At 42.6% G+C, this 14,733-nt stretch carries 13 protein-coding genes; 11 read left to right on the forward strand and 2 right to left on the reverse strand.

Annotation, left to right across the window (positions count from 1 at the left end; all coding sequences use genetic code 11):
- Positions 1 to 191 precede the first annotated feature (191 nt).
- Positions 192 to 860, reverse strand: a complete 669-nt coding sequence (locus QNH36_RS06055) for a B3/B4 domain-containing protein (protein WP_144474275.1) — start codon at positions 858 to 860, stop codon at positions 192 to 194.
- Positions 861 to 967: 107 nt separating this feature from the next.
- Here QNH36_RS06055 and queG point away from each other — a divergent pair, with 107 nt between their 5' ends.
- The 7 genes from queG (at position 968) to yhbH (ending at position 8,453) form a co-directional block, all read left to right on the forward strand.
- Entirely contained in the window at positions 968 to 2,125 is a 1,158-nt protein-coding gene (gene queG / locus QNH36_RS06060; protein WP_144474277.1) for a tRNA epoxyqueuosine(34) reductase QueG, read from the forward strand.
- Positions 2,126 to 2,215: 90 nt separating this feature from the next.
- Positions 2,216 to 3,106 (forward strand): amidase domain-containing protein, encoded by an 891-nt coding sequence (locus tag QNH36_RS06065; protein WP_144474279.1) that lies wholly within the window; start codon positions 2,216 to 2,218, stop codon positions 3,104 to 3,106.
- 75 nt (positions 3,107 to 3,181) lie between these two features.
- Positions 3,182 to 3,661 carry a tRNA (uridine(34)/cytosine(34)/5-carboxymethylaminomethyluridine(34)-2'-O)-methyltransferase TrmL gene (gene trmL, locus QNH36_RS06070; RefSeq protein ID WP_283904927.1) on the forward strand — a complete coding sequence of 160 codons (480 nt, stop codon included), beginning with the start codon at positions 3,182 to 3,184 and terminating at the stop codon, positions 3,659 to 3,661.
- Positions 3,662 to 3,720: 59 nt separating this feature from the next.
- On the forward strand, positions 3,721 to 4,470 hold the full coding sequence (gene nfsA / locus QNH36_RS06075; protein WP_283904928.1) for an oxygen-insensitive NADPH nitroreductase: 750 nt from the start codon (positions 3,721 to 3,723) through the stop codon (positions 4,468 to 4,470).
- A gap of 339 nt (positions 4,471 to 4,809) precedes the next feature.
- Positions 4,810 to 6,705, forward strand: a complete 1,896-nt coding sequence (locus QNH36_RS06080; RefSeq protein ID WP_144474285.1) for a PrkA family serine protein kinase — start codon at positions 4,810 to 4,812, stop codon at positions 6,703 to 6,705.
- Between the two features lie 96 nt (positions 6,706 to 6,801).
- Positions 6,802 to 6,996, forward strand: a complete 195-nt coding sequence (locus QNH36_RS06085; protein ID WP_283904929.1) for a hypothetical protein — start codon at positions 6,802 to 6,804, stop codon at positions 6,994 to 6,996.
- A gap of 287 nt (positions 6,997 to 7,283) precedes the next feature.
- A complete protein-coding gene (gene yhbH / locus QNH36_RS06090) occupies positions 7,284 to 8,453 on the forward strand; it encodes a sporulation protein YhbH (protein ID WP_283904930.1) in 1,170 nt (389 codons plus the stop codon).
- 56 nt (positions 8,454 to 8,509) lie between these two features.
- Here the strand turns inward: yhbH and QNH36_RS06095 are convergent, their stop codons facing one another.
- Entirely contained in the window at positions 8,510 to 9,310 is an 801-nt protein-coding gene (locus tag QNH36_RS06095) for a C39 family peptidase (protein WP_283904931.1), read from the reverse strand.
- A 310-nt stretch (positions 9,311 to 9,620) separates the two neighbouring features.
- On the opposite strand from QNH36_RS06095, the gene QNH36_RS06100 reads away from it, so the two are divergent.
- The 4 genes from QNH36_RS06100 (at position 9,621) to QNH36_RS06115 (ending at position 14,655) form a co-directional block, all read left to right on the forward strand.
- A complete protein-coding gene (locus QNH36_RS06100; protein WP_144474964.1) occupies positions 9,621 to 11,135 on the forward strand; it encodes a glycine betaine uptake BCCT transporter in 1,515 nt (504 codons plus the stop codon).
- 252 nt (positions 11,136 to 11,387) lie between these two features.
- Positions 11,388 to 12,326 carry a DNA-binding transcriptional repressor DeoR gene (locus QNH36_RS06105; RefSeq protein ID WP_144474291.1) on the forward strand — a complete coding sequence of 313 codons (939 nt, stop codon included), beginning with the start codon at positions 11,388 to 11,390 and terminating at the stop codon, positions 12,324 to 12,326.
- A 266-nt stretch (positions 12,327 to 12,592) separates the two neighbouring features.
- The gene (locus QNH36_RS06110; protein WP_144474293.1) at positions 12,593 to 13,807 is read left to right on the forward strand and encodes a NupC/NupG family nucleoside CNT transporter; all 1,215 of its coding nucleotides are present in this window, start codon (positions 12,593 to 12,595) and stop codon (positions 13,805 to 13,807) included.
- Between the two features lie 89 nt (positions 13,808 to 13,896).
- Positions 13,897 to 14,655, forward strand: coding sequence for an NRDE family protein (locus tag QNH36_RS06115; protein ID WP_283904932.1), 759 nt, complete (start codon positions 13,897 to 13,899; stop codon positions 14,653 to 14,655).
- The last annotated feature ends 78 nt before the right edge of the window (positions 14,656 to 14,733 follow it).

Here is a 14,733-nt window from a genome sequence, read left to right on the forward strand (position 1 = left end):
GACTCCTGCGGGCGCAGCTGGCCAGGTGAGACCCCGCAGGAGCAAAGCGACGAGGAGGCTCAGCGCCAGCCCCGCGGAAAGCGAAGCGCCTGGAACGAAAATCAACAGCCTTGTTTAACAGAGCCAATTTCTTTGATAGATGTGGAATCAGTAGCCCCGTGCTCGGTTGGCCAAATAGAAAAAAGGATGCATCAGCATCCCACGAGTTTAAATGTACCAGTTCCTCCATGAATCTGGGTGAACATATTCATGAGTGATTCGGTCATCTTCTCCATTTCTGTTGACGGAGAAGAAGGCCTTAAATAGACAATCTGCAACGCATTTCTTGTTTCTTCTGTCACTGCGGTCCTTTCAGAATCGACAAAAGGGCTTCCGAACGGTCCTTTATCGTCTGCAGATATGATCAAGTTAGCAAGATTATTAGTTCTGCCATTCAGACCTCCGTACTCTTCATTTTCTTCGCCAACTTTAATTGTGATATTCCCCTGCAGTTTGTCACTGTCGTAAATACCAATTGGAATTTGATATTCAAGCGAGAAGAAATTATTCAGATCTATCGCACTATGTATGGTTTGAAGGTAATTCTGCTTAGAGATCCTTCGGTAAAGGGCTTCGGCCGAATGTCTATATCGGTTAGGATCCTTCCCCGTTGCTTTGAAGATTCCTCGCCACTCTTTGATTCCTTCAAGCTCCGTAACGTTTTTTTCCAAAAGGTCAAAGTATATTGATTCCTGGAAGAGCTGCAGTCTGCCTTTCAACATTTGAGGAGACTCGCCTACTTGTATGTTCTTATACTCGATCATTCCGATTGTGAATCCGGGATTGAGATTGCATATCATCCTGGAAACTTGAATTTCCATTGATTCCACCTCCAAATCTGCTTTAAAATAGTTTATCATAAAAGAGATTTGCTTTTAAATTTATGGGATTCATATATAGATATCAAAATAGGAAGGGGGTATCCGCAATGGATATGGCAAGTTTGAAGAAGGAGATCATAGCTTACAGCAAAACGATCGGCATCGATAAAATTGGTTTTGCAGCACCATCGACCTTTGAAGAGATGAAGGTCCGGTTATACATGCAGCAGCAACTTCACTATCAATCAGGATTTGAAGAAAAGGATATTGAAAAGAGAACGGAGCCTGCCCTGATTTTTGATCGTCCTAAATCAATCATTTCGATTGCTCTCGCCTATCCTTCAAAAATGAAAACGAAAGTGATCAGCAAGAAGGGGGAAAGGCGGGGAATCTTCTGTCGGGCGTCATGGGGGACTGATTACCACGCGGTCCTGAGGGACAGGCTGAAAAAACTCGAGGAATTTATTGCTTTGAAAGTTCCTGAAGCCCGCTTCAAATCGATGGTCGATACGGGTGAACTGGTGGACAGGGCAGTTGCGGAACGAGCGGGCATCGGCTGGAGCGGCAAAAACTGTTCGATTATCACACCCGAGTTTGGATCATACGTCTATCTAGGCGAAATGATTACGAATATACCGTTTGAGCCTGACCATCCCATGGAGGATCGTTGTGGCAGCTGTAACAAGTGTGTGGATGTCTGTCCTACAGGTGCGCTGGTACAGGGCGGTCAGCTGGATGCGCAAAAATGTATTGCTTTTGTGACTCAAACTAAGGGGTTTTTAGCGGATGAGTTTCGGGATAAGCTGGGCAACCGATTATATGGCTGTGATACTTGCCAGACAGTTTGCCCAGAAAACAAAGGGAAGGATTTTCATTTCCATGAAGAAATGGAGCCAGACCCTGAAATTGCAAAGCCGTTGCTGAAACCTTTATTGACCATCAGCAACCGGGAGTTTAAAGAAAAATTCGGACATGTTTCAGGTTCATGGCGCGGAAAGAAGCCTATCCAGCGTAATGCGATTATTGCCCTGGCTCATTTTAAGGATGATACAGCGATACCGGAGTTGATAATGGTCCTGAAGGAGGATCCAAGACCTGTTCTCAGAGGAACGGCAGCATGGGCGCTTGGCAAAATTGGCGGACACGACGCGTTGGACGCATTGCAGCATGCTTCTTCTTTTGAGAAGGATGAAGAAGTATTGCAGGAAATCAGTAAAGGCTTGGATTTTTTTAATGAAAAGGAACAGTCTGATATCCCAATTTAGGACAGAATGGATTTTTAATAATCCATTCTTTTTTTATGCCTTAAATCCCTTGCTCCTTCATAAACATGATAGGTGAAGGGAGAGATGAGTATGCGTAAACAACTGCAGGAGCTGCTGGAACAGCGAGTCCTTCAATGTGTATCCATGCCTCGCAATCAATTGCATGAGTGTGCGGGCATTGAGTTAAAAAAGCAGAGCTTTGCAAACAGGTCTGCTGAGATTGTAAAAGCAAAGGCAGATGGCAGGATTAAGCAAAGATTTGAAGATAATGAGAATGCATCTGTTTTATATGATGTTCACTTTCAGTATTTGATCAAGCAAAGAGGTTTATTTTACATGGAGGAAGAAGTGGAAAAGAGGCGGGCCGAATTCTACAAAGGGATCCTGGTGAACGACGAGAAGTTGAATGAAAATGAACCCACGGAGAAAATTGAAGAGGCTTTGCCTGTCTTTTCGCATGAGGTGGACGGACAGGAGAGGAAGGGCTTCAGATATGATAGGTTAAAGGCTGTCCAGTATGCTGAACGCTGGTGGAATGACTATAATCCCGCATATAAGAAGTTCGAAGTGGATTGTACCAATTATATATCGCAGTGTCTGCATGTTGGCGGGGCACCGATGAGAGGCTATCCAAACCGAAGCAATGGCTGGTGGATGCAGAATAATAACTGGAGCTTCAGCTGGTCGGTTGCTAATGCGTTGCGCTGGCATATTCCTGGTTCAAAGTTTGGGCTAAGGGGCAGAGAGGTGAGCAGTGCTGAAAAGCTGAAGCTCGGCGATGTGATCTGCTACGATTTCCAGGGAGATGGACGATTCGATCATACGACCATTGTAACCGGGCATGACGCGGACGGAATGCCGCTTGTCAACGCCCATACGTATAACTCCCGAATGAGGTACTGGGCATATGAGGATTCGACGGCCTATACCCCGAATATAAAGTATAAGTTCCTTATGATTACTGATGACCGTGATGAGTGAATAGAAGGGCCGTTTCTTTTGCTGTGAAGGAGTGTAATGGTATAATAGCTGTAGTTTTGATTAGAGGTGAAAGTCATGGCATTGCATGTTGTATTATACCAGCCGCTCATTCCAGCCAACACTGGCAATATCGCGCGCACATGCGCTGGTACCGATACCAAGCTTCACTTGATCAGGCCGTTGGGATTTTCAACGGATGATAAGATGCTGAAGCGTGCCGGGTTGGATTATTGGGAACACGTAAAGATCCATTACTATGATTCGCTGGATGATTTTTATCAACAGAATGAGGGTGGAAAATTCTTTTATGTGACCAAGTTTGGCAAGAAGGCGCATTCTGCTTTTGATTATAGTGCAACCGATCAGGAGTACTTCTTTATTTTTGGCCGGGAAACAACCGGACTTCCTAAAGAAGTGATTGAAAACAATATGGACAGATGCCTGAGGCTGCCTATGAATGAAAATATTCGTTCATTAAATCTGTCCAATACAGCCGCTATCCTGATTTATGAGGCATTGAGGCAGCAGGATTATCGCGATTTGCGCAAATATTAGGAGGCCTTTTCAGGTCTCCTTTTTGGCATTGCCATTATATTAAAGGAGATGAGAGAAGAATGAACCAGGTAATCGAAACCATTTTAAACCATCGCTCAGTAAGGAGCTTTAGGGATCAGACGCTGGACCGGGAACAGATAGAAGCGATTGTAAAAAGCGCACAGGCAGCTTCTACTTCCAGCTTCGTCCAGGCTTATTCGATTATTGGCGTGACGGACCAGGAGAATAAGGACAGGCTGTCTGAAATTGCCGGGAATCAGGCATATGTTGCAGCTAATGGCCATTTCTTTGTGTTTTGTGCGGACCTTCATCGCCATAAGGTCTTGGCTGAGATGGAGAATGTTGATTTGAATGATTCAATTGAGAGTACGGAGAAATTCATGGTTGCATTGATCGATGCGGCCCTGGCTGCGCAGAATGCTGCAATTGCTGCTGAGTCAATGGGTCTTGGTATTTGCTATATCGGCGGAATCCGCAATGACCTGGAAGCAGTAAAAGAAGTTTTAAAGACGCCTGAACATGTTATTCCTCTGTTTGGCATGGCAGTAGGTTATCCTAATAAGGAGACGGATTTAAAGCCTCGTCTTGCAATGGAACATGTCTATATGGAAAATGAGTATCAGCAGGACCAGAGCTTGTTTGAGAAACAGCTGCAGGATTATAATGAAACGACCTCGCAATACTACCGTGAAAGAACGGGTGGGAAACGTGAGGACACCTGGACTGGCCAAATGGCCAAGATGCTAGGCCGTAAATCGCGGATGTATATGAAGGAATTCGTGGAAAAACAGAATTTGAATAAAAAATAATGATTAAAAAGTAAAAAAGCTGCCAATCGGCAGCTTTTTATTTTTTGGTGATCCCCGGCTTATCATCGTAACCTGAAGTGAAGATTGCAGATAAGAATGCAACTGTGACGCCCAGAATTAGAATTAGTTTCATGTATGTAAGCCTCCCTTTTACTGGATTTTGTCCATATAGAATTTATTATAGCCTATTATCTTCGAACTGTGAAGGAGAGGCTCTTAGTTTTTGCATCAGGAATTAAAAAGGACAATCAGGATGGACCAACGATTACGCATGTTCAAATTGTTTGCTGCATAGAATTTATTAATCGTCTCTTGATAACGCTACATGGGGAGGTCCATATGGATATTTTAAAAAAGATTGAAATGTATCGCCAGGATGAAGAGAAGCTTAAGTGGGAAGGGACGTTCAGGGAATATCTTGAAATTGTAAAGGAACAGCCTTGGGTTGCTCAATCGGCACATTCGCGTGTATATAATATGATCAAAGACGCAGGAATTGAAAACGAAAAAGGAAAAAAAAGGTATTCCTTCTTTAGTTCCCAATTGTTTGGTCTTGAAGAGGCACTGGAAAGGCTTGTTGAAGAGTATTTTCATCCGGCGGCTAAAAGGCTGGATGTGAGGAAGCGGATCCTGCTGTTGATGGGCCCGGTAAGCGGCGGAAAATCCACCCTGGTCACCATGCTGAAAAGAGGGTTGGAGGCATACTCGCATACTGATAGAGGGGCGATCTACGCAATTAAGGGATGCCCTATGCATGAAGATCCGCTGCATATGATCCCGCATCATCTCCGCAAGGATTTTTATGATGAATATGGCATCAGGATTGAAGGCAATCTGTCGCCGCTTAATATGATGAGGCTTGACCAGGAGTATGGCGGCAGGATTGAAGATGTCATCGTTGAGAGAGTCTTCTTCTCAGAAGACAAAAGAACAGGGATTGGCACATTCAGCCCTTCTGATCCTAAATCACAGGATATCGCGGATTTAACCGGAAGCATTGATTTCTCCACGATTGCCGAGTATGGTTCTGAATCCGATCCGCGGGCATATCGCTTTGATGGTGAACTGAATAAAGCGAACCGGGGCATGATGGAGTTCCAGGAAATGCTGAAGTGTGACGAGAAATTCCTCTGGCATTTGCTGAGCCTGACGCAGGAAGGCAATTTTAAAGCGGGAAGATTCGCATTGATCAGTGCGGATGAATTGATTGTTGCCCATACCAATGAAACGGAATACCGTTCATTCATTTCGAATAAAAAGAACGAAGCGCTACATTCACGTATAATCGTTATGCCGATACCGTACAACTTAAAAGTGTCCGAAGAAGAGAAAATTTATGACAAGATGATCAGGGAAAGCGATGTGAACGATGTCCATATCGCGCCGCATACCCTAAGGGTTGCTGCAATGTTCACGATCCTTACACGCCTGAAGGATCCGAAAAAAGGTGATATTGACCTGATAAAGAAAATGAGGCTGTACGACGGTGAAAGTGTAGAGGGTTATAACCGGGCAGATGTTGAGGAATTGAAAAAAGAGCACCAGGATGAGGGGATGAGCGGAATTGATCCTCGCTATGTTATCAATCGGATTTCCTCCACAATTATCAGGAAAGAAGTCAAAACGATCAATGCACTGGATGTATTACGGTCATTGAAAGAGGGACTTGACCAGCACCCTTCGATCACTGCAGAAACAAGGGAACGTTATCTGAATTATATTTCCCTTGCCCGGAAAGAGTATGATGATATCGCCAAGAAGGAAGTTCAAAAAGCATTCGTGTACTCATATGAAGAATCAGCTAAAACCCTTATGGATAATTACCTTGATAATGTTGAGGCCTATTGCAATAAGGCGAAGCTTCGCGATCCGCTCACTGGAGAGGAAATCAATCCGGATGAGAAGCTGATGCGTTCGATCGAGGAACAGATTGGCATTTCCGAAAATGCGAAGAAAGCGTTCCGTGAAGAGATTTTAATCAGAATTTCTGCTTATGCGCGTAAAGGCAAGCGGTTTGATTATAATTCCCATGATCGCCTGCGTGAAGCGATCCAGAAAAAGCTGTTTGCTGATCTGAAGGATGTTGTGAAAATCACGACTTCCACGAAAACTCCTGATGAGACCCAGCTGAAGAAAATCAATAATGTTGTCGCAAGGCTAATTGATGAGCATGGCTACAACTCCACTTCCGCCAACGAATTGCTGCGGTATGTTGGAAGCTTATTAAATAGGTAGACAGCGGGGGCCTGCAGATTGCAGGTCCTTTTCAACTTGGGTTAAGAGTTTATTTAGCATCCATAGAGGGAATAGTACAGGCAAGAGGTGATAAAGATGGCAAAAGAAGAAGTACAAAAAGACTTACCAAAAAACTATGTCCCTAAAAACAGTTCCATGGCCCGCAATGAAGATGAAATGGAAAATCTGGGCAAGCAAATGGAACATCGCCGCAGTGGCGAAGTTTTAAAAGAGGAATATGATAAAGTACCAGATCCAATTCAATTTGATAAAGCGAATGAAAAGAAATAACCTTTGCGGATAATGCAAAGGTTATTTTTTTGCCAAAAAAAGGTGAGCGTGTTATTGCGATATATAGTGCCTAACCTCAGCCCCTAAAAATAAATTCAATATGTAAAATGGGCTTGTCCTGCACTAGGAGAAAGCGGTAATTGTCAAAATTATTTGTAAATTATTTTGTCTTCTTGCATAAGATAGAGTAATTACATCTCCCCTGTGGTTTACGGCCATCGGGATATTGTATGAAAGTAGTTTGTATTATGTTACTCAAAATGAAAATTTCAAAGGAGGGGTTGAAAATGACCGATGAAAGCAGTCACCAGTTTGTGATTTCCCAGGAAGATTGGTCCCTCCACCGCAAAGGACATGATGACCAACAGCGCCATCAGGAAAAGGTGCAGGAAGCAATCAAGAGCAATCTGCCTGATTTGATCACAGAAGAGAACATTATCATGTCCAACGGCAGGGATGTCGTAAAGATTCCGATAAGGTCACTGGATGAGTACAAAATCCGTTATAACTATGATAAGAACAAACATGTAGGCCAGGGCAACGGAGATTCAAAGATTGGGGATGTTGTCGCCCGGGATGGCTCAGGCCAACAGCAGGGACCAGGCAAAGGCCAGGGTGCAGGAGACCAGGCCGGGGAAGATTATTACGAAGCAGAAGTATCGATGATGGAGATTGAGGAGGCCCTATTCAAGGAGTTGGAGCTTCCGAACCTCAAGAAGAAGGAAGAACAGGAACATCTTGTCGAAAACATCGAATTCAATGACATCAGGAAGACAGGGCTCATGGGGAATATTGATAAGAAGCGCACAATGATGTCAGCTTATAAACGAAATGCGATGACCGGAAAACCAGCTTTCCATCCAATCTACAAGGAGGATCTGAAGTTTAAGACCTGGAATGAGGTTGTGAAGCCAGACTCGAAGGCTGTAGTGCTTGCGATGATGGATACGAGCGGAAGTATGGGACTTTGGGAAAAATATATGGCGAGAAGCTTTTTCTTCTGGATGACCCGTTTCCTTCGCTCTAAATATGAAACAGTCGAAATTGAATTCATTGCACATCATACCGAAGCAAAGGTCGTAACCGAGGAAGATTTTTTCTCAAAAGGAGAAAGCGGCGGTACAATTTGTTCGTCCGCCTATCGAAAAGCTTTAGAACTTATAGATTTGAAGTACAATCCAAGCAAGTTCAATATTTATCCATTCCACTTTTCCGATGGTGATAACCTGACCTCCGACAATGCCCGCTGTGTAAAATTAGTTGAAGAACTGATGAAGGTCTCCAATATGTTTGGCTATGGAGAAGTCAATCAGTACAACCGCCACTCGACCCTAATGTCCGCGTATAAAAACATTAAAGATGAACATTTCAGATACTATATCCTCAAGCAAAAAGCCGATGTATTCCATGCCATGAAGAGCTTTTTCAAACAAGAAGAAAATAAAATGTACGCTTAAACAAAAATCGGCAGGGTAGAATCCCTGCCGATTTTTCCTATTATCCTCTTAAACTGTTACTTTTCGATGCCTATTGCCTGGCTGCCCATTTGAATCCATGCTTGTTCAAATGCTTTGCGTGAAACAGTCTTGTAGCCTGTAACATCAAGAGGGTCGTTGATGTATAAGTAATTTTCGTCATAGCCGACGATTAATACACTGTGTTCTCTGTATGTAATCTTGACATCACCGGTATTGGTTTTCCAGGTTGTGAACTCGGATTCTGGCAATGGGGCAAACGTCGAATTAATGATGACCCAGACCGGCGAACCGCTGTCAAGCAGCTCAGTTACTGTCTTAAACGGCTGTCCAGTCACATCCTTGACCTTTCCTGGAAGGAAGGTTTCTGCAAGGTTGGCGACTGGTCCATGATAAACACCGTAACCAGATTTGCTGAATGTATAAATATCGCCAACAAATCCATCATACGGGTTGCCTCTGACATAATTCGCGTCACGGAAGGGAATTTTATGTATTTTCTGGGCTAAAGTCATCTTATCCACTGCAATTCCTTCATATTGCAGCAGCATGGACAAACTGGTTACTTCACACCCTCGCTGCAATTCGGGGAGCTGGCTCACGTGTGGGACCCCGTCAATGAGGATTTTTTCTTCTTTATTCGTAAAATTTTTAAGAAGTGTTTTATTTTCGATATTCTTGTTCACGAGATGGGCTTTAGTCCTGGTAATTTTGGGTGCTTCTTCTGTTTTAGCCTCTGCTGTAGGGTTTTCAATCGATCGGATCTTCTCGCCACCGAGGAAGGTAACAAGGAAAATGACTCCTATTGACAATGTCCTGAAAAAGATTTTTTTATTCAACAAATCGTCTCCTTACAACATCTCTATATCAATCTTATACAACTTTCGACATGGATTCAATAGACTAATAGATTGTAAATGGATAATTTGTGGAAAATAAATAAAATTGTGCTTCCAGAACCATAAATTTCTGTTTTCAACAGGCGGATACAAAAAGGAATTTTTAGATTGCAACTTTTAAAAGTCTTTAAACCCACATTTTTATGGCTGTATCAGGCCATACTAACTTTGTTATGAGTCAATCTTTTTAAAAAAACCTAAAGTTATGTTAGGGTATTAAAGTGTCATTTTTATTGAAAGGAGTTTTATGATGAAAAAGGATTCATCAGTATTTTTCATATCGGCCGGGATTTTGCTTCTGATGGTCCTGTTCGGTGTATTTGTACCAGATAAGCTTGAATCAGTAACAGCCAATATTCAGGCTTTCATAACTGATTCTTTAGGATGGTATTATTTAATCCTTGTATCTTTAATTGTTATTGTGTGTCTTTATTTCCTCATTAGCCCACTGGGGAAAATCAGGCTTGGCAGGCAGGACGACCGTCCGGAATTTTCGACGCTGAGCTGGTATGCGATGCTGTTCAGTGCCGGGATGGGGATCGGACTGGTTTTCTGGGGAACTGCTGAGCCAATAAGCCATTTTATGGTATCAACACCGACGGGATCGGAACCGGGATCGAATCAGGCTATCCGTGATTCAATGAGATTCACATTTTTCCATTGGGGCATCCATGCCTGGGCCATTTACGGAATTGTCGCCTTAGTTCTTGCTTATTTCAATTTCCGCCATGGTAAGCCTGGACTGATCAGTGCCACACTTGGACCAATTCTAGGTGAACGCACTGAAGGGACCGCAGGAAAAGTAGTCGATGTAATTTCTGTCGTCGCGACAGTTATTGGTGTGGCAACAACTTTAGGATTTGGAGCTGTACAAATTAACGGGGGGCTTTCTTACCTGTTTGGAATTCCTGCTAGTTTCTTGACCCAATTACTAATTGTCCTGATTGTCACCATTTTATTCATGATTTCAGCATGGTCAGGATTAGGGAAAGGGATTAAGATCCTGAGCAATGTTAATATGCTTTTGGCAGGTCTATTGCTGTTAGCCATGCTGATTCTTGGACCAACTCAATTTATCCTGAATCTATTCACCAATACTATTGGTACCTATCTTCAGAACCTTCCTTCAATGAGCTTCCGTATTTCACCGCTGAATGAAGATGTGCGTTCATGGATAAACGGATGGACCATTTTCTATTGGGCTTGGTGGATTGCATGGGCGCCATTTGTAGGGATTTTTATAGCTCGAGTTTCTAAAGGCCGTACGATAAGGGAGTTTGTTTTTGGAGTTCTTCTTGTACCTTCCCTGATTGGCTTCCTATGGTTTTCCGCATTTGGGGGTTCTGCGATTAAATTGGAGCAGGAGGGGATTGCAAAAATCTCTGAGCTGGCGACCGAAGAAGCATTATTTGGCGTATTCGCTAATTACCCAATGAGTTCATTGTTATCTATTCTTGCAATGATTCTGATTGGTACTTTCTTCATCACTTCAGCGGATTCAGGGACATTTGTTTTAGGCATGATGACAACTAATGGGTCCCTGACACCAGGCAACCGAATCAAATTCATTTGGGGAATCATGCTAGCGGCAATATCCCTGGTGTTGCTATACTCTGGCGGATTACAGGCACTGCAAAATACAATGATCGTCGCTGCGCTGCCATTCTCCATCATCATGGCGATGATGGCCTTAAGTCTAATAAAAGCATTAAACAAAGAGGCAAGAGAGCTAGGAATCGGGAAAATCCCTAAGCGAAAGCAGTAAATGATCAAGGCTCTTGGCATAATTGAAAAGCAGCAATCAATTTGAAAAAAGGCATTCTTCCATTATGAGGAGGATGCCTTTTTGTGTTTTAATATTATTAGTTGTTGATTAAAACGTTCAAAAAGATTAATCATATGTAAAGATAAGGAGATTTATGAACATTTTGTTCTTTTTAAAATTGTAAATGTTTTCATTTGGATTTTTTGTTAAAATGAAGGTATTGAATTTATGTCATTTCCAAAGGTGATCAGAATGGAAAAAGAAAAATTATTGAAGATAATCGAGGCTGCAAAGCTATATTATCTACTGGATTATAACCAGAATGATATCGCAAAAGAATTGGGAGTATCGCGACCGACAGTTTCGAGGTTCCTTCAGATAGCGAAGCAGGAGGGGATTGTCGACATCAAGATCATGGATCCGACTGAGGATGTCGAGAATCTGTCATTGCAGCTTGAACAAAAGTTTGGGCTCAAAAAGGCGATTGTTACCCATATTCCCCAATATGATGACACTGTCATCAAAACATATCTTGGGGAGAAGGCGGCTTCTTTTTTGAATGAAGTGGTTGAGCATGATGATATCATTGGTGTAACGTGGGGAACGACGCTTTACCACGTGGCTCTGGAACTGAAACAGAAGCCGTGTAAGAATGTCAAGGTAGTCCAGTTGAAAGGCGGTGTCAGCCATTCTGAAACGAATACATATGCGAATGAAATCCTGTATTTGTTCGGCAAGGCCTTCAACAGTGCACCACACCACCTGCCGCTCCCGGCAATCGTCGACCATGTCGTAGTGAAGCAGGCAATGGAGGCGGACAGGCATATCAAAAAAATCCTCGAAATGGGGAAGCAGTCCAACATCGCCGTCTATACAATCGGGCCGATTAAATCCGAATCTCTATTGTTCCAGTTAGGCTATTTTACAGAAGAGGACCTGCAAGTCATCTATTCTAAAGCCGTAGGGGATATTTGTTCCCGATTCTTCGATAAGGACGGCCAGGTATGTAACGAAAATCTCAATGCGAGAACATTGGGGATCGAGCTGGAAGAGTTAAAAAAGAAAAAGTATTCTATTTTAGTGGCAGGAGGAGCCCATAAAATTGAAGGTATTTATGGTGCTTTAAAAGGGAATTATACAAATGTGCTTGTAACAGACCAGTTCACAGCAAAGTTCCTGTTGGATAAATAAAGGTTTAATAGTTGTACTTAATGAGAAAAGCCATAAGGTACAATCAGATACCCGATAGGTTTTCGGCCTTGAGGGTATTTTTGTCGAAAAAATGAAAAGGCATTATTTTCATTTTACATTTGTTCAAAAACATATTTACAAAAGTTCTTTAGGTCTGATATATTTGCTATAGAAAGTTTAAGTTAAACAAATGTAAACGTTTTAAAGAAATTTTTTTCAAACTATTTGTAAACGGTAACAAATAACACAACAAGAGGTGGGTCAAAATGAATATCTTATGGGGCTTGATGGGAATAGCTGTTGTTCTGGGAATTGCATTCATTTTCTCAAATAACAAGAAATCCATCAATTTGCGCACAATCATTGGTGGAATGGCAATTCAATTCATCTTCGCTTTCGCTGTACTGAAGTGGGAAACAGGGAAGCTGCTATTGAAAAAACTCTCGCTTGCTGTCAATGAAATCGTCAATTATACAGACGCTGGCGTGCAATTCTTGTTTGGCGGCTTGTTCCAGGCCGAAAATATTGGGTTTGTATTCGCTTTTCAAGTATTAACTGTCGTCATTTTCTTCTCTTCTTTGATTTCTGTTCTTTACTATCTGGGAATCATGCAATTAATCATCAAGTTCCTGGGCGGAGGACTTTCTAAATTACTGGGAACGAGCAAAGCTGAATCACTTTCAGCAGCAGCAAACATTTTTGTTGGACAGACTGAGGCACCACTTGTCATTAAGCCATACATTGCTAAAATGACTCAATCTGAACTTTTTGCAGTAATGGTAGGTGGACTAGCTTCCGTTGCGGGCTCTGTTTTAATTGGTTATTCTTTATTGGGTGTTCCTTTGGAATACTTGCTTGCAGCAAGTTTCATGGCTGCTCCGGCAGGGTTGGTACTGGCTAAAATCATGATTCCAGAAACAGAGAAATCTGAAACATCTGATGAGCTGAGGATGGAAAAAGACACAGAATCAGCGAACGTCATCGATGCTGCGGCCAGAGGTGCAAGTACAGGTCTTCAATTAGCTTTGAATATTGGTGCAATGTTGCTTGCGTTCATCGCATTGATTGCATTAATCAACGGTATTATTGGATTCTTAGGAGGATTCTTCGGTGCCGATAATCTAACACTTGAAACGATTCTTGGCTTTGTATTTGCTCCGCTTGCTTTCGCTATTGGTGTTCCTTGGGATGAAGCAGTTAAAGCTGGCGGATTCATTGGACAAAAATTGATCTTGAATGAATTTGTAGCTTATTCATCATTTGCGCCGCAAATCGATCAATTATCTGCTAAAACAGTAGCAATCATCAGTTTCGCGCTATGTGGATTCGCAAACGTATCTTCCATGGGAATCCTGCTTGGCGGACTTGGAAGCCTTGCCCCAAATCGCCGTGCTGACATCGCGAAAATGGGTGTACGATCAATCATTGCTGGTATGCTTGCGTCATTATTGAGTGCAGCAATGGCAGGTATGCTGTTATAATAAATGACTGAAAAGAGAGGGACCTGGTCCTTCTCTTTTTTGCTTTGAGTTATAATAGAAGAAAACCGAACGGAAAGCTGTGATGATGAATGTGTTTAATTTTATTTGCCTATAAAGCGCATCCAAAATATAAGCTGATTATCGCTGCAAACAGGGATGAAGCATACAACCGTGCCACTGCCCCAGCGGCTTTTTGGGAGGATGCACCGGAGCTGCTTGCCGGACGCGACCTTGAAAAAATGGGTACCTGGATGGGAGTGACCACTTCAGGGAAAATTGCCGCCTTGACTAATTACCGGGACCCAAGTGAACAGACTGCTGGAAAAAGAACCCGCGGGGAGCTTGTGGCTGAATATCTTAGGGGAATGGACAATCCCGAAAATTATCTTCAAAAAATGGCACAAAGGCGTCTCGAATATCCTGGTTATAATCTTTTGGCAGGTGACCTTAAGGAACTTTATTACTATTCGAACCGTGGAAACCACCACCCGGTGGAAATTCAGCCAGGTATCCATGGCGTAAGCAACCATCTGCTTAATACCGAATGGCCTAAAGTGGAAAAAGGTAAAGCAGGATTGAAGAAAATCGTATCGGAAGACACTTCTGACCTGGCAGACAGCTTATTTAGCCTTTTGGAAAATGCGGACCCTGCACCTGACCATATATTGCCTTCAACTGGAGTTTCACTTGAATGGGAACGTTTGCTGTCACCAATGTTCATAAAAAGTGAAGGATACGGAACGAGAAGCTCGACTGTCATTTTAATGAATGATGAAGAAATCTATTTTAACGAACGGGTTTTCTCAGAAGATCAGCGGACAAACCAGGAATTTTTAATAACACTATAAAGAAAAACAGACAGCCACAATCATGGTTGTCTGTTTTTATGAAAGCCTATTTCCGTACAAGGAAAAACAGACTCCGTT

This window comes from Mesobacillus sp. AQ2, assembly GCF_030122805.1.
GTDB classification, from domain to species: Bacteria; Bacillota; Bacilli; order Bacillales; family Cytobacillaceae; genus Mesobacillus; species Mesobacillus oceanisediminis_A.